21 protein-coding genes are annotated in these 23,903 nt (G+C 34.0%); all 21 read right to left on the reverse strand.

The annotated features are described in order from the left end of the window. Positions 1–562 precede the first annotated feature (562 nt). Positions 563–2,125 carry a DUF87 domain-containing protein gene (locus N4A68_04360; GenBank protein MCT4563532.1) on the reverse strand — a complete coding sequence of 521 codons (1,563 nt, stop codon included), beginning with the start codon at positions 2,123–2,125 and terminating at the stop codon, positions 563–565. Between the two features lie 71 nt (positions 2,126–2,196). Further along, positions 2,197–2,829: a hypothetical protein gene (locus N4A68_04365; protein MCT4563533.1), complete on the reverse strand. Its 633-nt coding sequence runs from the start codon at positions 2,827–2,829 to the stop codon at positions 2,197–2,199. Next, positions 2,826–3,179 carry a DUF3846 domain-containing protein gene (locus N4A68_04370; protein MCT4563534.1) on the reverse strand — a complete coding sequence of 118 codons (354 nt, stop codon included), beginning with the start codon at positions 3,177–3,179 and terminating at the stop codon, positions 2,826–2,828. Before N4A68_04370 ends, N4A68_04365 begins: the two co-directional genes overlap by 4 nt. Then, a complete protein-coding gene (locus N4A68_04375; protein MCT4563535.1) occupies positions 3,176–4,408 on the reverse strand; it encodes a C40 family peptidase in 1,233 nt (410 codons plus the stop codon). Before N4A68_04375 ends, N4A68_04370 begins: the two co-directional genes overlap by 4 nt. Positions 4,409–4,487: 79 nt before the next feature. Then, positions 4,488–6,455 carry a group II intron reverse transcriptase/maturase gene (gene ltrA / locus N4A68_04380; protein MCT4563536.1) on the reverse strand — a complete coding sequence of 656 codons (1,968 nt, stop codon included), beginning with the start codon at positions 6,453–6,455 and terminating at the stop codon, positions 4,488–4,490. Positions 6,456–7,199: 744 nt separating this feature from the next. Beyond that, the gene (locus N4A68_04385; protein MCT4563537.1) at positions 7,200–9,221 is read right to left on the reverse strand and encodes a hypothetical protein; all 2,022 of its coding nucleotides are present in this window, start codon (positions 9,219–9,221) and stop codon (positions 7,200–7,202) included. A 71-nt stretch (positions 9,222–9,292) separates the two neighbouring features. Beyond that, entirely contained in the window at positions 9,293–9,934 is a 642-nt protein-coding gene (locus tag N4A68_04390) for a hypothetical protein (GenBank protein MCT4563538.1), read from the reverse strand. Beyond that, the gene (locus N4A68_04395) at positions 9,931–10,248 is read right to left on the reverse strand and encodes a PadR family transcriptional regulator (protein MCT4563539.1); all 318 of its coding nucleotides are present in this window, start codon (positions 10,246–10,248) and stop codon (positions 9,931–9,933) included. Before N4A68_04395 ends, N4A68_04390 begins: the two co-directional genes overlap by 4 nt. 83 nt (positions 10,249–10,331) lie before the next feature. Next, on the reverse strand, positions 10,332–10,856 hold the full coding sequence (locus N4A68_04400) for a hypothetical protein (protein ID MCT4563540.1): 525 nt from the start codon (positions 10,854–10,856) through the stop codon (positions 10,332–10,334). Further along, positions 10,844–11,236 (reverse strand): DUF4320 family protein, encoded by a 393-nt coding sequence (locus N4A68_04405; GenBank protein MCT4563541.1) that lies wholly within the window; start codon positions 11,234–11,236, stop codon positions 10,844–10,846. Before N4A68_04405 ends, N4A68_04400 begins: the two co-directional genes overlap by 13 nt. A 91-nt stretch (positions 11,237–11,327) precedes the next feature. Next, positions 11,328–14,249, reverse strand: coding sequence for an FxSxx-COOH system tetratricopeptide repeat protein (fxsT, locus tag N4A68_04410; GenBank protein ID MCT4563542.1), 2,922 nt, complete (start codon positions 14,247–14,249; stop codon positions 11,328–11,330). 167 nt (positions 14,250–14,416) lie between these two features. Next, the gene (locus N4A68_04415; protein MCT4563543.1) at positions 14,417–15,289 is read right to left on the reverse strand and encodes a secretion protein F; all 873 of its coding nucleotides are present in this window, start codon (positions 15,287–15,289) and stop codon (positions 14,417–14,419) included. 5 nt (positions 15,290–15,294) lie between these two features. Next, positions 15,295–16,227: a hypothetical protein gene (locus N4A68_04420; protein ID MCT4563544.1), complete on the reverse strand. Its 933-nt coding sequence runs from the start codon at positions 16,225–16,227 to the stop codon at positions 15,295–15,297. Further along, positions 16,220–16,816, reverse strand: a complete 597-nt coding sequence (locus tag N4A68_04425; protein MCT4563545.1) for a CpaF/VirB11 family protein — start codon at positions 16,814–16,816, stop codon at positions 16,220–16,222. Before N4A68_04425 ends, N4A68_04420 begins: the two co-directional genes overlap by 8 nt. 163 nt (positions 16,817–16,979) lie before the next feature. After that, positions 16,980–18,794 (reverse strand): group II intron reverse transcriptase/maturase, encoded by a 1,815-nt coding sequence (ltrA, locus tag N4A68_04430; GenBank protein MCT4563546.1) that lies wholly within the window; start codon positions 18,792–18,794, stop codon positions 16,980–16,982. A gap of 719 nt (positions 18,795–19,513) precedes the next feature. Beyond that, positions 19,514–20,257 (reverse strand): ATPase, T2SS/T4P/T4SS family, encoded by a 744-nt coding sequence (locus N4A68_04435; protein ID MCT4563547.1) that lies wholly within the window; start codon positions 20,255–20,257, stop codon positions 19,514–19,516. After that, positions 20,250–21,137, reverse strand: coding sequence for an ATP-binding protein (locus N4A68_04440; GenBank protein MCT4563548.1), 888 nt, complete (start codon positions 21,135–21,137; stop codon positions 20,250–20,252). Before N4A68_04440 ends, N4A68_04435 begins: the two co-directional genes overlap by 8 nt. Next, positions 21,130–21,924, reverse strand: a complete 795-nt coding sequence (cpaB, locus tag N4A68_04445) for a Flp pilus assembly protein CpaB (GenBank protein MCT4563549.1) — start codon at positions 21,922–21,924, stop codon at positions 21,130–21,132. The genes N4A68_04440 and cpaB overlap by 8 nt, the downstream gene beginning before the upstream one ends. Before the next feature lie 33 nt (positions 21,925–21,957). Continuing rightward, complete coding sequence (locus N4A68_04450; GenBank protein MCT4563550.1) at positions 21,958–22,491, reverse strand: hypothetical protein; 534 nt, start codon at positions 22,489–22,491, stop codon at positions 21,958–21,960. A 95-nt stretch (positions 22,492–22,586) separates the two neighbouring features. Continuing rightward, positions 22,587–23,252 carry a polymorphic toxin type 35 domain-containing protein gene (locus N4A68_04455; GenBank protein ID MCT4563551.1) on the reverse strand — a complete coding sequence of 222 codons (666 nt, stop codon included), beginning with the start codon at positions 23,250–23,252 and terminating at the stop codon, positions 22,587–22,589. 243 nt (positions 23,253–23,495) lie between these two features. Next, positions 23,496–23,903 carry an A24 family peptidase gene (locus N4A68_04460; protein ID MCT4563552.1) on the reverse strand — a complete coding sequence of 136 codons (408 nt, stop codon included), beginning with the start codon at positions 23,901–23,903 and terminating at the stop codon, positions 23,496–23,498.

The following is a 23,903-nucleotide window of genomic DNA, read 5'->3' on the forward strand; positions in this document are numbered from 1 at the left end:
GTTATACATTATTGCTTTCCTTATCAACATGTCATTGGTTTCCCAAAACCTCTTTGCTATCAGCTTTCCACGTTCCGATAATTTTATCTTTACATATATATCCTTAGGTTTTCTCTTTGAGCCTGTTCACATCATATCGCCTATAACGATATCGGGACTTTCATAAAAACCACTCTTACTCATCCTGTGAACCTTACATTTAGTAAGTATAGCTTTTCAGCTATATCGGCATATAGACCCGTACATTCGAGAATTCGTCAGTTAAACCTTTATTTTTAACATTCTAACCATAGATATTTTATAGACTCCCGACCTATCATATACTCGACTTTTTACAGTTCGCTGTTCCTCAGCTTTACCTGTTAGGGTATATTCTCAGTCGACTTCTACGAGCTTATAACGGTATAGTATTGGGATACTATCCGCTATTCGTAGTATTAGAGAGGGCATTTCAAGGTGTTAATCTATCATTCTACCCTTCAAATTATCAGTTCTCCAGATTATTGTTTTGAAAGCTCCTTTCATTCTTTCTCTAATTTTAGTCTGTGCCTAACCTTTTCAGTTAGGAACGTGTCACACGATTCTTGCCATCTGTGCCTAAGAGTACCTTAAAACACGGGATATCTAGTAATGCTTGACCATACATTCTGATTGGTGGTGCAAGGAAATCCACGACTGAATGAGATACGATAGCCAAGCCTGCTTCATACTTTCTTGCTCGCTTAGCTACATCCCTAAGAAAAACCAAGGATTGTGGCACTCTTGGATCAATCATTAAATAAGCTTCATCAGCAATAAGTAAGACGGGTTCTGTTCTGTCTTTACTCATCTCATTCCAACACCAGGTCAATAGATTAAAATATTGAGTTTTCTTCACGTTATCACTGGCATTTTGTAATGAAAAAGTATCTAGGCAAATGCATCTGGATTCTGCTTTGATACTACTATGTCCACCAAATAAAAAAGAATCGCCACCTATAGCGATATCTTTAAGTAATGTTGACAGTTCTTTATAATCTGTTTCTTCTTTTGACTTTTCTAATATCAGTTCATACAAGTCCTTCATGATAGGAAAATCTTCATTCTTTAAAGGTCTAATATCTGTATCCCAATAAATCTCAAAGTTGTTATAGAGTTCGATTAAGGCTGATTTTAATAGAGCTTTTTGAATTTCTGTAAGTTCCATATAAAGATTGAAAAATACCTCTACATTTTTTAGATGAAGAGCCATTGCACCCAAACCCTCAGCTTCATCTTCTTCACTGGTTGCAGGTATATCTCTTATCTGTAATGGATTGATTCGACCATTACTGCCACCACCTGCATTAATCACATCGCCACCCAACGCTTGGCATAGCTCTCGATACTCTGATTCAGGATCGATAAAAAGAATTCGAGTACCTTTCATATATTCAGATATGGCAAGATGTTTGACCACTGTGGATTTTCCTACGCCTGCCACACCAAGTATGGTGAAATTACTGTTGGTTCTATCGCCACCTCGTTTCCATGTATCTAGCACAACCAGTCCTCCACTGGAATCCTTTGCAAAGTAATACCCTCTACCATCACTGTAGCCACTAGTTGAAAAAGGATAACCACCAACAAATGTACTCATTGGCATGACTCTTTGTAGTATATTTCCTATGTCCTTATGTCTTCTGTAATAAGGTGAGAGGTTCTTGAAAGCTTGCTCTTGAAGGTTAGCAAGAACTCTCCCTTTACATTTAGATGAAGCGATGGCACTCTGAGTTTTTCTACATACTTTTTCAAAATCCTTATCGTCTTTGGATAAGGGCATAATGCTTAGACTCATTGCACCTACCGATTGATTATCACCATCAATACTCTCGATCATTTTATCCCCATCAAGAGCTGCCCGTTCAGCTCGTTGTTGTAAAATGGGATCTTTATTGTAGACAGCATCACTTCTATTGCGGATAATGCTACTGGATATACTATCCATGAAATCACTACCGTCAACGGGGTTGAAGGTTATACTTGTAATGGTTTTAGGAACATTGGTGAGTTTGGATAACCAACCATAATCCACTTTTTGAGGATATTTGACTATGCCATAAACCTTGGCTATATTTTCACCTATTATTAAACTGTTTCTTTTCATTTCAACACCAATGGGTGTTAACATACTTAGCAAGGTTTGATTGGGCAATTTTTGTTTTTCTATTTGCTTTTTCACGATACAGCCACCTCACTTTTTTCATAGATAGAGTTATTGACCAAACTACATAGTCCTACGATATCGCCCTCTTTAAGCAAGGTACAAGGGACACCACAACTTTCAAAACGCCTGATAAAATCTTTGGCTCCTTTAATCAAGTCTTCTTCAACACCATCACAATATTTCTGCCAAAGAACAATATAAAACTGGCGTTCAACAACCTCGCCAGATAGAGCATAATCATTCATCTCAAGAATTTCTTTTCTAAGTAGTGCCTTTTGTATTTGATCGGTACTATCATGAAGTATGTCTGTATACTCTTTGATAAGTGCTGAAATATCAACTGGTCGAGATATAGCTATGAATTTGAAGGGTTCATTTAAACTTGAAAGTTCTGCTGTTAGCATGTTGCATAATGATTCTTTTTCTCTCTCCGATAAAAGTTCAATGGATATGGGTTGAATTTTAAAGTAACTCATTACATAATTATCTTTGGTATATAGAAAGTGATCTTTGATATCCACAATATTAACAAAGTCCTGTGCAGTATTTATTGATATTTTGTTTGACGCCACGAATTTTGTGTAAAAAAAATACCCTATACCTCCGAAAAGGCATAGGGCAATCATTATAATTGGTAGCATCATAGGCATTCCTCCATATCATCAACTAAAGGAATCTTCACATAGTACTCGATTTTATCAAAACGTTTCATGTACTTCTCTACCTGTTCGTCAGTTAAGGATATAGGCTCTTCTCCACCATTATCACCAACTATAATAAAGTTGCCTGCAATAACGTCACCATTGTCAAGTTCTCTGTTACCTTCTAATCCCAAAAGCTTACCAACCTCATTACAAAACATAACTGTGTTATTATCTAAGATTACCAGTTGAGCTTTCCCTTCAACCAGTAGTTTAAAATTTTGATTGCTATTTTTAAATTCAATAATTTCTGGTTTTTCTCCTACTCGAACATGTATACCTTTTATTTTCATTTCGTATCATCTCCTTTATTTTCAATTAATATGGCAGGTCTTCTAAAATAACGAAATCCTTTTGTTTCAGCGTCATCAATAGAAACATTATTAGCACTTGAATTACAATGAGCTACAAGAATTTTGCCATTATCACTTACTGCAACAACGATTCCAATATGATTGATTTTTCTTGTGTTGGGTGCAGCTATAAATGCCAGATCACCTTCCTTTACTTGTACTTTAGTGATAGATGTTGAAATGTTCCACTGGGCTGTAACACCATGTCCAATAGTTCTATCAATGGTCGTATGATCTAATCCAGTATTGGCAAACACCCAAGTTATATAACCACTACAATCTAGTCCAAAGGGTCTTACTGTCCCAGTTGACCTGCTACCATCAGCAGTTACTTCTCTAGGTGTTCCCCATCTATTATCCCAATCTGTTGCTAGGCTTTTGCCACCCCAGAAGTAAGATACTTTACCAACTAAGCTCTTAGCTTTCCCTACTATCAAATCTCTATCAGTATGATAGTCTACTGGCAAATAGGATTTTATCAAATCAATTTCATCATTTATAAGAAACATCTGTCCATCTATCCCAAGGATATAATCACTACTCTGAAGGACTTCCTTTAAAAGTTGATTTTGATCAGTATCAAACTTATATCTTGTAGCCATTTCTTCTGCTGTTAAACTATTAATGGTGATAGTTTTATGATGGATTGTAATTGTAATTATTGATGTATTGCCATTTGCATCTGTCACAGTCTTTTCTTCTCTTTCCTCTTCAATAACCACATCTATCTGATTCATTTCCCAAAAGAGTATCTCCAATTTTTCTTTACTTGCTCCATCGATATAAGCAACTTGCTCACCATTTTCTGTTGTTTGTAAAACACTAAAAAAAGATAACACTTGAACTGAATTATCAATCAAGGTGTTATCTTCACTGCCCATGACAATGGTTTCAATAGAATCCATATCAGGGTCTTGTTGTTCTATTTCAATTTTTTCTTGAAACTCGGTTTGTAACTCTAACATATATGCCTGAACTGAAATGTCTTCTTCACTGCTTCCACCATTAAATAAACTAGAAAATATGATGAATGGTGAAGATAGTAAGAGTAAAATCAATATAAGCGGTGTTAATACAGCTATAAGTATGATCCACCGCCCATTCTCACTTGAACCAAGTTTGCCAATAGTGGTTGCTACTTTTGCTATGGTTAATGGGTCTACTGCCATCTTGCTACCTCCTTACGGTAAATCGGGTGCAAATGACGATAGGTAATCCTTTGATATCATCTCCAGATTTTCCCCCGCCTCACACCGTGCACGAGAGTTTCCCCTCACACGGCGTTCCATCGTGAATTTCAACTGGTATAACAAAGCAGTTATCAACATTAACAAGTTTTCTTAATTTATTTAACTTCATGATTTGAGATTTATCGAGACTTAATGCACTTAATAGACGGAAAATCGTTTCTTCTCTATTTGCGTGTATCAGCTTATGTATAACCTCTGATACGATAGTGAGATTTCGATAGTTATCTTTCCCACCTTGATATCGTGGTTTCTTATGGTGGCAATATATATCGCCTTTCTCCAAGGTTATTTTACTGACAGCACACTTACCTCTTTGTGCACAATATAGGGATAGACGATTATCATTAAATTCTATGGAACTATTTTTTATAGGATTTCTCATTAGATAGTGAAGTATATCCATGTTGACTTGTTCTAATCTCTTATGTATTTGCTCTCTCCCCTTTGGGGTATACTTGTTAATGACCTTTGCTTTTGCCATAGGTTTCTTATGAGATACATAACCGATAGGAACTAGTACTTTATCGCTACCTATAAACCGTAGTTGTTTACTTTTTCCATAGCATTCCTGTATGTGCTTAGGTATGGTATATTTGATTTTCCTTTTGTCTAATTGTTTTCTCTTTTTCAATCTCTCTCGAAGTCTTGCTTTTAGGCTCTTATGAATAGGAAAGGCAATTTTCCTAAAGTCTTCTTGAACACGTGTTGCCATGTTGTAATAATTATGTACACCTATTACAAAAGAGTTGTACATGTAGGTTGCAGTAAATTGCCCATTTCTGTCCTTTGGATATTGAATCTTATATATTAATTCATGGGCTTTTTGAACAATCTTTTCTGCTGATTTTTCAGTGATATGACTTTTAACAATATATTTGGGCTTACCATTGCTCTTTTTCCCTTGTCTTCGTAGCTTTAGTTTTAACCCAAGAAATTCCGAGTATCTCTTTTTTAGATTAACAACCTGTGATTTCTGTTCATTAATCTCTAACCCTAGCCGATTCTTCAACCAATCTTTTACTGCAAAATATAGTTTGTCAGCGTCTACTTTGGATTTACAAAATATTTTAAAATCATCAGCATACCTTACTATATAACACTCTTTAAGGTTTGTTAGTCTCCTAAGCGAACCATATCTACTACTGTTGATAGGCGTTCCCTGTGGATTCATTCCAGTCGCATATTGCTTTTTAGTTGGCATTGATACCCATTGGCTATCAATCCACCAATCTAATTCATTTAGAACTATATTAGATAATAAAGGAGATATGATTCCCCCTTGAGGAGTTCCTTTCTCTGGAAATCCAATACCAGCAATTTCTGCCTTTAACATGGTTGATATAATAGAAATTAAGGTTTTATCTCTAATCCCCATGTGCCACATCTGCTTTAGTAGTTTTCCATGATTGACATTATCGAAGAATCCTTTAATGTCGATATCTACTACAAAGCTACATTGGCTTAATTGCATCAATCTATACGTCTCCGCAATTGCATGTTTTGTACTTCTGTTAGGTCTGAATCCATAACTGCTATCATGGAATTTCGCTTCACAAATAGGTTCTAGTATTTGTAGAACACACTGTTGTATAAGCCTATCCATAATAGTGGGTATCCCAAGTGGTCGCAATTTTGTAGGGTCATTTGGTTTTGGAATTTTAACCCTTTTAACGGGCTGTGGTTCATACCAGCTTAGCTTTCTTTTGACAAGGTAAATAAGTCGTTCATCACTTAATTTAGCTAGATTTTTAATTGTTCTATTATCTGTACCTGCTGTTTTACTTCCTTTATTTTTCTTTAGTGTACGAAATGCTAATCGAATATTTTCTTCGGATGTAATTAATGGCATCAGTTTTTTAAATATCTTACCATCTAAGCTTTTTGAATAAAGTTTGTCTAAAACATCCTGTAAATCATAATATTCAACATACCGTAGTTTTGCCTTTTTCTTGCCTTTTGTTGTCATAGTCGGCTCACCTCGTTGTAATCTGGTTTGCCTTTCTTATTCTTACTCGAACCTATGATTTCTCTGCTTTTGTTCTACTATTTTTCAGTTTTATTCTCGACTAGTGGCTATCCCTCTACTATGTTTCCATAGTTTCATAGGTACTATGCCACCACTTTCAGTTAGATAGAAATGGGTTATACTTTGAAAGTTTTCCCTATTACCGTTTCATAGCATTGTAATCTGCTCCACGTCCTAACCTTACCATGTTCCAATATTCCTATCTGTGCATATATCCTTAGGCTATCCTTTGAGCCTGTACGCTTGATGATACCTTTAATATCATAAGGTCTTTCATGGGCACTATTTTACTCAACCTCACGCACACCGCACTTTGACGGTTACGACATTTCTACCGTATCGACTTCTAGACCCTTTCATTCGGATGTTCGTCAGTGAGCGTCAACTCACATTCTTACCATAGATATCTTATAGACCTCCGGCATATAAATAGCACCATTCACCGCTGAACAGCTTTCGTGCAAAATATATCTTGCTTACGGCTATCCTCTGCCGACTTCACCGAGCTTCAAACACATAAATCATTACATATTTCCATGCTTGTCGGAGTATTAAGGGGGCGTTTCAAGGCGTTACCCTATCATTCCACCCATCGGAATATTAGTTATCATTTCTAACTATATTCAAGTAGTTTAGAAACGCTTCTCTTTTAGCATTACACGGACTTATGCCTGTAATTTTCTATTACAGGGTAATGTTTGTGAGAAAACATGTCGCACCATGCCAGTCATCATAGACTGAGCCTTCTATGGTTACACCGTCATTTAGATTCACTCTTAACATGCCATCAGGTGTCCAACAATCTATGACTTTACTATAAACTTTATATGCTCCGTCAGGATAAGGCAATGGGGTGAAATGGGTTCTACTGTTAAAGGTAGAGTATGGGTTCTCCTTAAACTCAAATGTTCTTCCTCCAGTTTTATCAAGGAGTCGCCAATAGTCATTGTAATGAAATTCTGGAAAATAAGTCACAACATTTTGAGCAGTGGTATAGTGACTTGACGGTGCATTGGTTGTAATCCCTACATCCACTTTGATATCAACACCATAACCACTGGCAATGGTATACTCCCCATATTTTCCTTTTGCAGTAGGATTATGAGCATCTGGCTTTAACTCCATATCTGCTTGGATACTGGCTGTATATCTTGTGTAAGTATAATCCCACTGACCGTAATCTTCCCACCATCCTTCATCAACCCATTTATAACGATGTACACGTTTTGTACTGCCGTCTGCTCTTGTTTTGGTGTAGCATCCACTATGATATTTTTTCCAGTTCTCATGCCATCTATAATTCGCATCCCATACGGCACTATAAATGCCCCAAGTAGCTGTTATTTTATCAGCTTCGTGGGGCAATGCAGGAATTTTAAAATTTGGCATCTTATCTGTTGGTCGTGGATCAGGTGGCATATTCTCAGCTAAATCTTCTATTTTAACTTTAAAACTCGTACTTCTTCCACCTTCTTGCAATCTAGCAGAACTGTTACCTGAAACATTGACATTAATCGTTACTTCACATGGTTGTGATGGGGTTCGCCATTTTAGGAAGGCATATTGACTGTCTCCATTTGGAATAACAACAGGCATGGTTGTTGATTGACCATTGGCAGTAATAGTCACATAGGCTTTACCATCTGATGGATTGGTATAGGCACTTTTTCGTGTATCTTTTTCCTTGTGACGTGTATCAGGCGTAATGTCACCATTAGCAGCTTGAACCATTACTGAGGTAATTACATCTGTATTCACTCGATAAGTATAATCATAGGTTGTATCATTAGGTACAACATCTATCCCATTGGCTTCAAGCATTCGCATGCCAATACCACCACCACTAATGATTCTGTCATCACTCCAGTGAACACCATCTTTCAAAGGACTTGTTACAGGAATACCTACCCAACTTTCTTCAAGTACAATAGAATTAGGGAGATCACTATGGGTCATCCCTGCTACATACTGCCCTGTGCTTCCCCAAAACCAATTGAAGTATCCTAACTTTTGAGAAAGGGCATATTCTGTTGCTGTAAAGGCAATCGGCTGTCTATAGCCACTACTATTAGGCTTTGTGTAAGTAATAATAACGGGTTCATAGACTATGAGCCATGCAACTTTATTTTGATATTTTTCATTTACTTTAACTGGTAGGATGTCTTCAGGTGGATAGTAATCCGTTTTATTATTGATGGTGAACTGTATGTTGCTGACAAGCCCTTCTCTAGTTGTACCACGTTTTTCTGCAATATTATCAATCATATAATTTAAGGTACTTGTATCACCAAAGTATGATTTAACAGAATCTATATTCCCACCATTAGTAATTGGTATTGGTGGTGGAGAATCAATGAGATAATCATTAATGACAATTGGAGATAGATTTATCCCACTAGAATATTGAATTTTATTATAAGGTGTACCATACGTATTATTAGGCAATGTAAATGTATTTGGTACTATATAAGTAGGTTCATTTCCTAATAGTACAAAATCAGATATAGGATTGTTCATATCTGCCACATCGGATAGACCAACATATATTGATACTTTATACATGTATTCAGCACTTCTATAAAACCCTTTTCCATTAAGTGCGCTATTTGTGTTCCCACTACCACTATCTGCATTGTCTTCTGCATTCACGCACATTCCTATACTTAAAATACAAACACATAGGAAAAAACTTATTGTTCTTCGCATTTTATCATCTCCTCTCACAAAAAAAGCCAACTTCTTCAAGTTGACTTTTTAACTCACTATCATATTTTGCTCTAAAACTTATCGCCTGTGTTCGGATCATAATCACTATGTTCTTTACCATCTACTCCTCCCCTATTACCATTACTAGGTACTTCAGAAGGTGGCTTTAAGAATGGATTTTCACTATCAGGTACAACATTTTCTTCTTGTTTATCATCTGTTTCCTGTGGCACTTTTGGTGTAACAACAACAGGGTTCTCAGGTTGTTCTGTTTCTTCTGTTTTGGGTGGTTCGTCGTACTTAGGTGGTTCAGGATTCTCTTCTTCATCACCTTTTTTAACCGTATCTTCACTTTCAGGTATTAGTTCTACCTCAGTATCAGTGATTTCTTCAACTGACTCTTCTCCCGATTCTTTTTCAGGCGATTCAGGCACAGGCGGAACTTTAGGTTCATCAATATCTAATATTATTTCATCATTAGAATTCTCTTCTTTAACTTCTTGATTTTGCTCTGAGTTTTGAATCTCGGGAACATCCACTATTTCCTCTTGTTCAATATCTTCAACATTAACTTCCAGTTGCTTCTTTACTTCCGAGTCTATCTGATTAATTTGTGTAGTTGGCTGCAACCTTTGATATATACCATAACCTAAAGCAATTGCAACAATTAATAGTATTGCAACAACGCTTATGTATTTCATTCTATCTTTCATTCATATCCCTCCGTATTCTTCTTAATACGAGATATTAATACCTCAAGTTTGTTTAACTCTTCATAAATCGTATGTCGTCCTTTTTCTGTAATTCCATAATAGATAATTCGTCTATTTTCGTTCACTTCTTCTGTTACCTCAATAAGTTCTTGTTCTAACATTTTCTTTAACTTGGCATAGGGTGAAGCATTTAATGTTTTTACTTCTCCTTCTGATATGCGAGTAACTTCTTTTGAAATATCATACCCTTTAAGTGGTTCTTTCAATAATGCTAATAAAATATATATCGTTAAATCTGTTTGTCTCTTTGACAACATCATCACTCCTCAAAATATGATTGTTATAACTATAGTTTCTATAATCATCTTATCACTTATTGGTTGATATTGTCAAGAGCTTAGAACTTAGGGGTGAACTTTGCCTTAACTTTTTGTCTCATGACCATGTCAGGTAAATGTCCCCATCCAAATTCTAAGGGAACTCTCAAGACTATATAAGCATCAGCACTAAATTCATCATTCTCGTTCCCTCTAAAAGGTGTGTTTTTTACATTAACAGAAAGATCATAAATAGCGTATTCTTTTTGACTACCTGCATACTTCACATATTCAGCTCCACTTCTCTGTAATCCTAGTAGATTTGATAGTTCTGCATAAACTGCTCCATTATCAATATCACTATTCCAATCAGAACCACTTAAAGTATATCCACCTGCATATCCTTGCCTAAGACCATTGAAGTTGTTATCCCAATTATTAGTTACAACCGATATCATCGATGATTGCACACCATCACGCACCCCCTTTGCAATAATTTTTAGCCTTAAATACTCTGCAATGACTGTAAATATAAGCATCATGACCAACACAATGACACACGCTATAAGCACCCCATTTCCCTCTTTGTTTCTTAATCTTTCCAATAGACTTCACTCCTTCCTGTAGCTTTTGATGTTAGTGTTATGGGAAATGAGCCAAAAGAAAAGAAACCGATATCGGTTTCTAGTGTAAGTTCAAGGCTAAACTCATTATTCAGTTGTATTTTTCCTGATGTTGACCATTCTGCTGTCGGATTCAATCCTGTATCATTTATCATTTGATTTATTTTTGCTGTTGTTTGTGTTCCTATTCTGCCTTCAATTTCTGCGTATCTTACTACTTTGTCGGCAAAGGTATCTAGTTTTGCTTTATTGATGAATATAGGTAGTACGCTTGTTGCAAGTGCTATCATGAGAACCACTACAAAAACTACGATTACTGTATCAATGTAGCCTTCGCCTTTTTTGTTTTTTATTATATTCATGTATTCATCCTTTCTTTAACATAAAGAGACTCTTGAATACAACAACCATAACTGTTATATATTCAAGAGCCTTATAATTAATAACATTTTTTTAAATAATCTTAATTCTAGATAACACATCTCTATGGTAATCATCAATCATCTTCGTGATTTCATGACTATCACTCAAATATTCCTTACTCAATCTCAAAGCATCTATTAACAAATAAATTCCTTCAACTGTCTTATTGGACTGTATATAGAATACAGCAAGTGAATACATTGATTCGATAGTATCTTTATGCCCATTACCTAGTGTCTCTGTTGAGAGTCTTAGTGCTTTTTCCAAAAGCAACTGGGCCTCATCAAAACGCCTTAAATCATTATATAAAATACCAAGATTATTTATTGTGGCAATTGTTTCTGGATGTAATTCACCAAGAATTTTACTCCGCACTTCTAATGACTCCTTTAAGAGTTTCTCAGCCTTTTCCATTTCATTCATTTCACTATAAAATCTGCCTAGATTATTAAGCGAAGTAGCATAATCAGCGCTTTCTACCCCTAAACTTAACTTACGACTATTTTTGGCATTTTCAAGTAGCTTCTCGGCTTCTTCATATTTTCCTAAATTTAATAACGTTAAGCCTAAATTGTTGCATGTAGTTGCAATTTCATTTGGGTCAATTAATGGATGCTTTTCTGTAAGAATTAGCGACTCTTTTAAAAGTGTCTCAGCCTTATCAAAATTGTGTAATTCAATACATAATCCAGCATAATTATTTAGTGAATTTGCTATGTCTCGATGATTAGGATTAAATATTGTTCTTCTTATTTCAAGTGACTTTTGAAAATATTTTTCTGCTAAGTTATATTTACATTTCTTTGTATACATATTAGCCAGACTATCAAGAATATCTGCTACAAACTGATTATCCTCTCCATTAATTGTTTTCTCAATATCCAAAGCTTCTAGCAAGTATTTTTCTGCCAAACTATACTCACCCATATCAATTAATAACGTAGAAAAATTATATAAAGTAGCAATTAATAAATCATTATTCTCTCCGTAATAGTTCAATTTTAATTCAATAACGTCTTGAAATAATTTCTTAGCTTCTTCAAAACGACCCTTCACTTGATATATTTTTGCTAAACATCCTTTTGATGTTAAATATATCTCAAAATTTTGATCATGTTTACTGTCACAACTCTGAATCATACTTAGGTAATGATTCTCTGCTTCCTCATATCTACCTTGATCTAACATTAATCCTGCTAGATTAATTTTAGTTCTGAGAGTCGCATTTGAATCTTTACCCATCAATTCTTCACGTATACTTAAAGCCTTAATTAAAAGTTTCTCAGACATACTGTAATTTGATAAAATCAAGTTATAGTATGTCCCAAGCTGATGAAATAAGTATGATACCTTTTCTAGTTCAATTCTGTTATGATAAGCACAATTAGCTATGACATTAATATGAAGATGCCAAGGCAAATATGAAGACCAGCTATCTACTGATTTCATTTGAAAATCTATGTTTTCATATGCAAAATTTATAAGTGAACTTAAGCAGTCATGATTATTGTCATACATCTGAATAACATTTTGTAATAGTCGATGAATTGAAATCGTATTAGATGAACGCTTTACCAAGGAATATTCGGCTAATTTTGAAATTACCTCATTAAACTCAATTTTATCATTAATAATTCCTGATATAGGTGAATCAATATAATTGGATAAGTCTGTTAAAATACTTAACTCTATATTTTCTGAATATAAATACGCCATCACCTGCATTAACTGTAATGATTTTTTATCTTGAATTTTATTAAAAGAAAGTAACCAAGTTGTTGCTACTGAATTCTCATATTTAACTGGATGGCTTTTTTCAAACAATTTCATTTGGTATTCGGAATACAATTTATAATATTCAATAATAGAGATGCAATGTTTTAGTATATATGCCGCAGCTTGTTCCAATGCTAATGGAAGATATCCTAATTCCTCTACAAGTTTTTCTACTCCATCATCAATTTTCAATTTAGTTCTATTCATCATAAAATCAACTGCTTCAACTTTATCAAACACATTGACCTCATATTTATCTCCAATCATATCCCAGTCGGCAAATCTAGAAGTAATTAATATATTCCCACTCTGAGTAACTGGTATATAATCATATAATTCATCGAAATTACTTGCGTTGTCATACACAAATAGCCAATTACTGTTTTGAGAAGCCCATTCACTTATCATTAATACAACTTCATTAACATCTTCAATTTCTTTGTCAACAAAACCTAATTTTATCAATAGCGAATTATAGCTTTTAATAATCGTACTACTGTCCTCTGATTCTATCCACCAAACAACTTCATAATTCTCTTGAAATCTAAATATGTACTCAAGTGCAATTTGAGTCTTTCCAACGCCACCTAATCCAGTCAATATAAATACCTTATCTGAATCAATTTGGTTATCAAATTTGTCTTTAATGGATTTTAGGATATTTCCTCTTCCAGAGAAATGCCTATTTCTCCTAAATTTTAGGTTTAAAATTTTTTTTGAAGATTTTTCATTATAAAGTCCTGGAAATCCAGATGCAACTCTTCTTCTTTTGGTTTCATCTACGCCAGAAAGTAATTTCTTCTTTGATTCCTCTTCACTAGCTTCAAATAAATCAATGTAAATAATCTGTTTTAAAAGCCCTTCTGGTCTAAACTCACTAACTCTAATGGGTATTAGCGTAGAATTCTTGCCTGTGGGATCTTTTACAAAAGCTGCTTGCCATTCTGATTGTGTAAAAAGGGATTCAAAGTACTTCTCTGATAGAATACTTATTGTTCTATCACAATTAATTGTAGCTTCATGCATTTTTTGAACAAAATTAGATCCTGGATTAAAGTCCCATGCTTGAATTGTAGTTGTATATCCTTCATCCTCTAACGTCTTAGCAACCCAAGTAGCCCACTTCTCATCTGAATGAGTGTAACTAATGAAAAAATCTTTTTTTTCGTTACTCATTTTTACCTCCACTAACTGTAATTATGTAATCACATTAACTTTATAGTTTATAAATTATTGATATTGTGTAGATTCAAAAACTATATCTCACAACTCGTTTAATAATGTAAATCTAATGATTCTCTCTAATTATACACCTTCCAATTTATCCCTGTCCACAACATCAACTAAAACAACTCTCCCATGCTCTCTACAATCTGCAACAACATCACCACAAGATACATCATGACAAAACACCCAAGCATCATCATAGAATACTTTTTAATCTTTGCAGGTCTTTTCATCACTTCTGCCTTCAATCTTTGTAGTTCAAGTTGCTTAAAATCATGTGATAGCATTTGAAAATAAACGATATTATTATCTCCCCGAAGCGTTCCAATAAGCCCTCTAATAACATCCGATAGCATACTACTACCGATTCTTGTTTCAAATCGAGTTAATGCACTTTCTAAGTTACCTGATTTCATATCAGCGATTGTAATCTCTAGTTCTCTTTTAAATATGCCTGTGGTATTTTTCTTATAAGTTTCCAAAATAGCTAGGAGGTCTCGACTCCCATGTAATTCTTGAGTCAACGTATTGACAAATCTGGGGATTTCATATTCAACAGCCTTCTTGCTTTTTTTTAGTTTTTCATCGGCACTGCCAAGTTCTTTATATAATACAAGAATAGCTGTTATTAAGAGAACTGGTGCAAGTAATGGCAATATTAATACAGCAGGAACAATACCCAACAGTACTATCCCTGCTTTTACATAGGCTTGTGCGATAAACACCTCTGGGGTCAATTTAATATTAGCTGATCTTAAGGTCATTATAAGCTTTCTTTTTTTGAAATTTCCAAGCTTAATGAACCTCCCAATCTTCTCTGATAATTCCAATATAATCACTTCAAAAGCATTTGGCTTTTCTATGCCTTTTTTACTCACTGCTAAATAGACTTTATTGGCTCGCTTTGTTGGTACTTTCAATACGTCTAATAAGACTAAAAAAAGCCCTATTCCGAAAAATAGAGCAAACATAAATAGTATACTGTTCAATTACATCACCTCCTGTATTCTACTGGTTTTGATAACTTGATTACACCCGATATGGATACAAATAATACCCCAATACATATCGCCAATGTTCCCTTACCTATAGGTGTATGCATCAACGCATGATACCAGTCACGATTAAGAAAATAGATGAGTGGTATATTTCCAAGTAATAAAGCTACCATCATCATGAATTCTTTAATCGGCTCATAAAGCATGTTATCTAGTTCAGATGATACAATCCTCATATCTGATAGCTTAGATACAATTGGTGTTAACGTGGATTTCAAATTCTTATCTTCTTGGCAATCCATTATGGCATCTACCCATTCTCTGAAAACATCGCTATCAATCTTCTCTCTTAATTTTTCCAACGCCATATTAATATTAGAGTTAATGAGTTTGGTATCTGCTAAAAAAGCATTGAAAATATTATAAACAGGTTGATTGATATAATCTATATTCTCTTCAATAGCAGTTATAATACTGTCACACCTCATATAAGATGTGGTAACCACTGATAAGACTGTCTCTAACTCTCCATTAAGTTCATTTTTCCACTTGGTGGATATAAGCTTAACATACCAAAAGGGCATTAATGCAAATCCAACACCTAATATCGGCATTAATAATTTGTTTCCAATTAGTAAAGCGAAGATCATTCCTACCACAGACAGGATCAAAGATAATGTTGTTATAAAGTAAAAGTTATTTTCACGTCCAGTCATTATTAATATTTCTTTTGTTTCACGTAGTAATCGCTTTATTCCTTTTGACTTCTTTTTCTGAGTCACATTTAATACCTTTAGTCTTATACTCACTCGTGATTTCTTGGGTCGGTATGACTTTAATTGATTATAGATTTCTACAGGTGATATATCTAGAAGTACCATAAATCCCACCACCAACAAAACAAATGAAATCTTTATTAATCTATTCATCTATCACACCTCCCATGAGCTGACTTAATTCAGCCTTTGATATACCATTTTCTAATAATCTCTTTTGCATAACTGCCGATGGTCTATTCAACATTTCATATTGACCAATGATCTTTGACCTACCATCAACCTCCATATTGTCAACCACATTGTATTTATATAGTGTACGAATCTCCCTGCTACCATCTTCTTTAATCAGGCACTCCGTAATCTCCATGATATGCCTTGTGTTATCCTCTAGCTTTTTACAGAATGCAATAATAGGAAAAGCTTCTGTTACAAGGTTATACAATGTTTTTTCATCCATATCATATTTTTGCTTACATAACGTCACCATCCTGTAATAAGTTGCTACACATGAGTTCGCATGAATAGTTGTTGAAACACCATGCCCTGATCTTGCAGATTCTTGGGCATAAAAAGCCTCATCACTTTTCATCTCGGCAACACATATATAATCAGGATTAACCGTAAGGGCAGTCTCTAACAATTTTGCCATTGTGATCGACTGTTTAGGGTCATCACTTTGTCTTGTGACTGTATGAATCACGTTATTGATGACCTCGCCTTTATCGTTCTTTTTTATCAATGTATACCATCCCTACATTGAAGCTAGGGTAGGTATTTTTAACGATAGGTAAGTCTTTGAAATTATCTCCAACTTTTCCCCCGCCTCACACCGTACGTGAGAGTTTCCCCTCATACGGCGTTCCATCGGTTATTATTTATTCTTATTAATTTTGATTATTCAATTAAACTTTGAAGTTTCCAACTAAATCACGAAGCTTATTAACTTTCGACAAAGCAGTGGTACTAAGATTTAACTTTCCTAGATATTTGGCTATTGTATCATCGTCAGTAGCATGTATCAATATATGCACATCCTCTTTAAGGTAAATTAGATTTTGATATTTATCTGTTCCACCTTGACTTTTAGGGGTTTTATGATGTACATGCATACTTCCTATTTCAAGTTTTTCATGTGTTATTGCACATTTCCCATTTTGCGCTACATAAAGTGATATTCTATTATCATTAAGCTCTATGCTCTCATGGGCTATAGGTGTTTCCATTAAGTACTTTATAATTTTATGGTTAACATTATTTAATGTAGAATGTATTTTTATTCTACCTTCTATTGTAAAATTACATTTGTCTTGTGAAAACCCTTTTGGTATTTGAAATCTTATTAATGATATTGGGAATAGTGCTATGTTGTTTACATAATATACTTTTCCTTTGTAATCACCATAATATTTAATAAAAGTTCTACTCTTATTACCTTTCTTTGTACTATTGTTTCTAAGCCTGTTATAAAGGTTCTTGCTTAAAGGAAAGGCTATTCTTCTAAAGTCAAGATATACTCTGGTAGCTACTTTATAATAATTATGTATTCCTAATATAGTAGCATTATACTTGTTTACTGTCTGTTTACCAGGGCTATGTTGTATATCCTTTATTCTTTCTTTCAGCGTCTTTGTAATCTTTTGCTTTGCTTTATCTGATATATGTGATTTAACAACCCATTTATGTGATTTTCTATATACTTTCATTTTTGTCCCCAAGAACTCTGAGTATGATTTCTTAAGGTTGACCACCTTTGATTTTTCCTTATTAACTTCTAGATTAAGGCGATATTTTAGCCAATCTTTTACTGCACACATCATAATCTCAGCATCTTTAATATTTGTGCAAAATATACGAGCATCATCCGCATATCTAACAATAAAGCATTCCTTTAGATTTGTGGTTTTTAATGCTCTATATTTATGCCTACTTGCATATTGATATCTTGTTGGCATGTATTCCCACTGACTAGCAACCCACCAATCAAGTTCATTTAAAACTATATTTGATAATAAAGGACTAAGTATACCACCCTGTGGCACACCTTTTGACTGTACACCCATTCCTTTAATTTCTGCCTTAAGCATTTTAGAGATAATACATATTAAATTTTTATCTCTTATTCCCATGCTATATATTTGTTTTAATAACTTTGAGTGGTTTACATTATCGAAAAATCCTTTAATATCTACATCTACTACATAATAGAAACTACCATTGTTACATAGTGTTGATGCTCTTGCTAATGCATGATGTGTTCCTCTATTTGGTCTAAACCCATAACTATGTTTATAGAATTTAGCTTCACATATTGGCTCTAGTACTTGTAGTATGCATTGTTGGATTAATCTATCTTCAATTGTGGGGATTCCTAGAGGTCTACTACCTCCATTAGGTTTTGGTATCTCAACTCTTTTTATTGCTTGTGGTTTATAGTTTCCTAATCTACTTTTTACATAATTAATCAGCTTTTGAGGATCATTTACTCCAATATCAATGATATTTGTTTTATTAGTCCCCCTTGTCATGCTCCCTTTGTTTTTCTTTATATTTCTAAAGGCTAGCATTATGTTCTCGTTGCTGGTTATTATTTGCAATAGATTTTTAAACTGTTTTCCATTTTTACTTTGTTTATATAGGTTGTCAAATACATCTTGAATATTGTAATATTCATTATTCCTAAGTTTCTGATTCTTGAGAACTTCTCTTTTAATTGTCATAGGTCGGCTTTTTCTCCTGTAGGATTATTTTGCCTCTCTTAATCTTACTCGAACCCTATTAGTTGTTGTTTTCAAAATTAATATTTTATTATAATAACTGACTAGTGGCTATCCCTCCACTACTTATTATCGTAGCTTCATTGGTACTGTGCCACCACTTTCACTATAGTTAAAGCAAGTTATACTATTGTTTTCATTGCTACCACTTCATCAGAATTTAGTCCTCCATGTCCATAGCTTACCACGTTCCGATAATTATATCTTTGCATATACCCTTAGGTTTTCTCTTTGAGCCTGTTTGCTTGATATTGCCTGTAACAATATAAGGTTTTTCATATCAACCAGTCTTACTAAACCCCACAAACTACACACTTTGGTGTCATTAGCCTTTCGGCTAATCCGAATTATAGACACGTACATTCAAGAATTCGTCATTCAAGCGTTTTGCACTTGAAATACTAACCATAGGTATTTTATAGACCCCCAGCCTATCATACACTCGACCACCTCTGGTTCGCTATTCCTCAACTTTACTTGTTAGGGTGTACTCTCAGCTGACTTCACCGAGCTTATGACCCTTATATGCTAAATCATATAACGCCATTCGGAGTATCAGGGATAGCGTTTCAGGACGTTACTCCTTCATTCCACTATATCTAACCATCAGTTCTACTAAATCAGAACTTTCACGTTCATTATTTAGTGCGTAACCTTTTCAGTTACGAACGTGTCGCACAATTAAACTCACGAGTCCCATTTTCAATGGTGAAAAGCCTTTTATTATTGGGCAAAGTTGATAATACATAACTCATTAAAGTTGTTTTACCGCTAGATGTTGCTCCTGTAAAACAGATACTCTCTCCATATCTATGTGCCAATGTCAAAAAATCTAACATCTCAGCACTGGCTGTATCATTCCTAATAAAATCCTCTTTTGATAGCTTTCTTGGATTAATGATACGGATTGATACAGTTACCCCTACATCTTTATCTACAATGCCTTTAGCTATGGCTGTGATCCTTATTTTATCACTAAGATGACCAACGACAATGGGTTGTGAACTATCCAAAATCATACCACTTTGATGAAGTAATCTTCTAATGACATCCATTGCATGGGTTGGCGAATTAAAATGCTCATCCGCAGGTTTTATCTCACCATTAGAATAGGTCACCTTGATGTCATCAAAGCTGTTTACATTGATTTCTTCTATATCATCTCTTTCAAGGTATTGAGTTAGGAAGCTGAATTCAGCCATTTCCATATACAGACGTTCAATCAAGCTATAACTATTGTATCCATCTACCTTTAATTGATTTTCTTCTATATACTTCTTGATATAGGACTTCAACTTAATTTTGCTTTCAACCACACCATCATCTGTTATCAAAATGGCATAGCTCTTTGAAATATGTTCCTGCACACGCCTTAAAACTTCTGTAAAGTCCATATATTTACTCATAATCATCTTGCTCCTTTTCTTTTTTTCTTCTTAGCTTTGACAAGAATTCTCGGATTTTAATGTACAATTGCTTTGGGGCAATTCTTTTCTTTTTTGATCCTTCTTTACGCTTCTTAACCGTTTTATTAGTCTGCTCTATTTCTATTTCCTCATCTGAAATTACTGACAGCAATTTTTCTAAATTTACATTATAACTTTCGCTTTTTTTATCCTTTAAAGCATTTAACAAAAGTCCCTCCCTGTACTGACCCACAATTTCATCTAAATACGTCAACTCATAATCAATGTCCCCATAATGATTCAATATCATGGCTCTTGGTTCGATTTCTTCTAACTTACTCAACACTTTTATGTGATTATTTAAGTTATAAGATTTATCCAATAGCAATGGTAAAGTTGATTTAAAATAGCTGACTGCTTTTAAATCACTGCCACATAATCGGATAACTTGATCTGCTAATTTTAGAGATGCTTTTGAAAGATGATTTAAGTGAAGGATTGAAGATACATCAATAATTAAATAATCTACCACATGGGATAAATTAACGATTAATTCATTGGCACGATATTCTGTATAATCGGCATAACTCGCTATGTTTTCACCTTGTCTATATCCTAGAAAGACAATATTCTTATTATCTTTTAGGGTCAATAGGTTCTTTAAAATATCCTCTTGGGTTAATGTCACCATTTCTAGTAGCTTCCCTAAAGATTTATCCTCTTCCTTCACAAAGGGTAATATCACGCCCATCGGTGGAGCAATAATATCTGTACACAGCACCATTACATTATTATTCTTTGAGAGCATCTTTGCTAGTTTCATTGATAGAGTTGTTTTACCACTATTAGGACTGCCCCATATTGCAATTATCTTACTCAATGATTTCTACCTCCCCCTGGTCAAATTCATCCTTTATACTCGGTTCGTCTGTGGATTCTTCAAGAACTAAACGTTTTAATACTTCATCTTGTTTCATTAAAAAAGCCTTTGTATTATCGTCATTCCCACGATATACAAAGGCTAGATGTATCTTTCCGTTAGTTTCTAGGTCTGCAAGCATAAGGGCTTGTCTTTCAGATACGCATAATGTAATTGTTGTCGGTAATTCTTTTTCCTCTCCTTCTTCTGTTTCATTTTGATTGGTATCATATCCAGTACCTAATGTAACAGCAAGCACCTTAATATATTTGAGTTCTATTGGTGAGAGTGTTTCTTTCTTATCACCATAATCTGCCACATAGACCGAAACAATATCTCCCATTTGTAGCTTCCCTGATAGTCCACTGGCAAAGGTTCTTAGTGTTACGGATATGGCTCGTTTATCTCCTTTAAAATCTTCAAGGTATCCATATTCAGCTATTGGTACATCTGATAATTTTGATGGCAAGATATAATCTGATTTTTTCATATCGACAGTTACATACTTGCCTATGATATTCTCCTTTTTTTTAATAACCTCATTAGATAAATTGTATCCACCTACTTCAACGGTTTCGACCATATTAGATGTAATTTCATCACCTATGGCTACGTCCTTTGTTAACCTAACGATACTTACTTTGCTTGATACTGCTTCATTAAACATTGGTGTTAAACCAAAGCAAATAAAAAGAGATAGCACAATACAGGCTATCCCTAAAATGGTTCTATTTTTTAGTAACTTCAATCTATTTCCTCCCTATTTAATTCAATTTAATAATTAACCTTTCTTTTCAGTTTCAATATTGGCACTGCTTAGTAGAGTATAAAAATAATCATATATACACCATTCTTTGCTGAAGTTAATTTCCAAATACTCTTTTGCAGTCTTAAATTCATTTTGTGATACAATATTATTATCTAACATAACAGCTAAGCAAAATTTATTTAATTTGGCTTCTTGCAATAAACGGTCTCCATATTCTTTGGCATCAAAATAATCTTTAAAGTCCTCTTCAAAAAACTCAGGGAATTGACTTATCATATACCCACAGAAAAACTTGTATTCATCGTCATAATAATAATTTTCTCTTGCGATCTTAAATGCAACTCTTAATAAACTATTAACCTTACCTATTAATGATTCTAAACTCGGTGCAAATCTCCCCCATTCATCTTGCGTATACCACATACAATACATAAAATTATATAATTCTTCCTTTTTAAACCTAGAGATATTATATTTATTCATTTTTTTTATTTCGCAAGAATAGTGATCCCATTTCTCTTCATTCAATAGTTCATTTATAATCATTATATCAACTCCTAACTAAAACATTATATCATGAATAATGATGTTTGTTATGTATAAGACTAAAAAGCTAAAGGCCTATTAATAGGCCTTTTCAGCTATTTATTTACCCAAGCATCGCTTATTCTCCAAAGTGTTTCACTTACTTTTTTAAATGTAACTGTCACTGTTTCACCTGCTATATTGAGAACTCTTTTTGTTGCAGAGCCATAACTGCTTTCAGAGCCTTCCTCCATAACTTTTTGAACTACTTGCCTAATTTTTTCCCAAGTTACTGATCCTGCAATAATTTTATCCCAATCATGTTTTGGTTTCTTGATATGATTTTGCTTATTAGTATCATTATCCAGCGCATCCATAGCATCATCAATTAGTTCTTGCTCTGACATAACAATCGTTCCTGATTGAGAATTGCTATTAATCCAGTCCATTATCTTATTATATAACCATCCACCAGCAAGTGTAATTCCCCCTATAACAATTACGCCTGCTGTAACAGCTAATGCTACTTCCCCTATACCTGGAATTGCATAAATAACAACTGCTCCTGCAGCTGCTGACCTAGTAGGTGATGAATTCTTCGATAATAACTCTTCATCAAATTCATTATTTTGAATAGTGCGCATTTCAATTTCCCAAGCAAGCTTTATATCATCATTTAGGGTAGTTTTAACTTGTGCATTAGATGTATTTACAAAAACTCCAGTTAATATACAAATAGTCAAGACATAAGATATTGTTCTAATAAATAAATTTTTCCTCATAAATATTAATTCCTTTCTTCTTTAATAGTTTTTATTGCTTGTCCAAAATTACTAATGGGCAGATTTTTTTCTTATGCTGTGACTCTAGTCGTTCGATATTTTGTAATAATCTGGTCAATAAAAATATATCCCCCCCTTTCTTCTTGATACAATTATAAATTATATTACTTGAAAAATTTGTAACTATATAGAATGAATTCGTAATTTTTTATCTTGATAATTTTTTATTTTTTGCTATAATATTCAAAATAATATAACAAAAGCATATCCAATTCCAAAATAAGACACTAACGCAATTTTTCTAGTATAATTCAATCTCATATACCAAATGTATATTATGTTTACTAAAATTCCGAAAGCTAGTCCCACGCTACTTCCAACCAGCCCATTAGAAAATCCAAAAAAAAACGAACAAGCTCCAACTAGCTTAATATCGCCACCACCCATTGACCCTTCTTTTAGCAGTGCCACTACCAAAAATGGCAGTGGCACAAGAAGCAACCCTAGAATAGAGTCAAACCAATTCACCCGAATCAATCCAAGCAATATAATCATCACATGAACCTTATCAGGAATAATTCGTGTTTTTATATCGCAATAACTGGCGTAAATCAATACCACTACAAATAATACATTTTTTATCATTAACAT

The organism is Maledivibacter sp. (genome assembly GCA_025210375.1).
Classification (GTDB): Bacteria; Bacillota; Clostridia; order Peptostreptococcales; family Caminicellaceae; genus JAOASB01.

Excerpts from the sequence above, each read along its gene's own strand:
- N4A68_04360 (MCT4563532.1), bottom strand. The coding sequence starts at position 2,125 with ATGAAAAGAAACAGTTTAATAATAGGTGAAAATATAGCCAAGGTTTAT.
- N4A68_04365 (MCT4563533.1), bottom strand. The coding sequence starts at position 2,829 with ATGATGCTACCAATTATAATGATTGCCCTATGCCTTTTCGGAGGTATA.
- N4A68_04370 (MCT4563534.1), bottom strand. The coding sequence starts at position 3,179 with ATGAAAATAAAAGGTATACATGTTCGAGTAGGAGAAAAACCAGAAATT.
- N4A68_04375 (MCT4563535.1), bottom strand. The coding sequence starts at position 4,408 with ATGGCAGTAGACCCATTAACCATAGCAAAAGTAGCAACCACTATTGGC.
- ltrA (MCT4563536.1), bottom strand. The coding sequence starts at position 6,455 with ATGACAACAAAAGGCAAGAAAAAGGCAAAACTACGGTATGTTGAATAT.
- N4A68_04385 (MCT4563537.1), bottom strand. The coding sequence starts at position 9,221 with ATGCGAAGAACAATAAGTTTTTTCCTATGTGTTTGTATTTTAAGTATA.
- N4A68_04390 (MCT4563538.1), bottom strand. The coding sequence starts at position 9,934 with ATGAAAGATAGAATGAAATACATAAGCGTTGTTGCAATACTATTAATT.
- N4A68_04405 (MCT4563541.1), bottom strand. The coding sequence starts at position 11,236 with ATGAATATAATAAAAAACAAAAAAGGCGAAGGCTACATTGATACAGTA.
- fxsT (MCT4563542.1), bottom strand. The coding sequence starts at position 14,249 with ATGAGTAACGAAAAAAAAGATTTTTTCATTAGTTACACTCATTCAGAT.
- N4A68_04420 (MCT4563544.1), bottom strand. The coding sequence starts at position 16,227 with ATGAATAGATTAATAAAGATTTCATTTGTTTTGTTGGTGGTGGGATTT.
- ltrA (MCT4563546.1), bottom strand. The coding sequence starts at position 18,794 with ATGACAATTAAAAGAGAAGTTCTCAAGAATCAGAAACTTAGGAATAAT.
- N4A68_04435 (MCT4563547.1), bottom strand. The coding sequence starts at position 20,257 with ATGAGTAAATATATGGACTTTACAGAAGTTTTAAGGCGTGTGCAGGAA.
- N4A68_04450 (MCT4563550.1), bottom strand. The coding sequence starts at position 22,491 with ATGATTATAAATGAACTATTGAATGAAGAGAAATGGGATCACTATTCT.
- N4A68_04455 (MCT4563551.1), bottom strand. The coding sequence starts at position 23,252 with ATGAGGAAAAATTTATTTATTAGAACAATATCTTATGTCTTGACTATT.
- N4A68_04460 (MCT4563552.1), bottom strand. The coding sequence starts at position 23,903 with ATGTTAATGATAAAAAATGTATTATTTGTAGTGGTATTGATTTACGCC.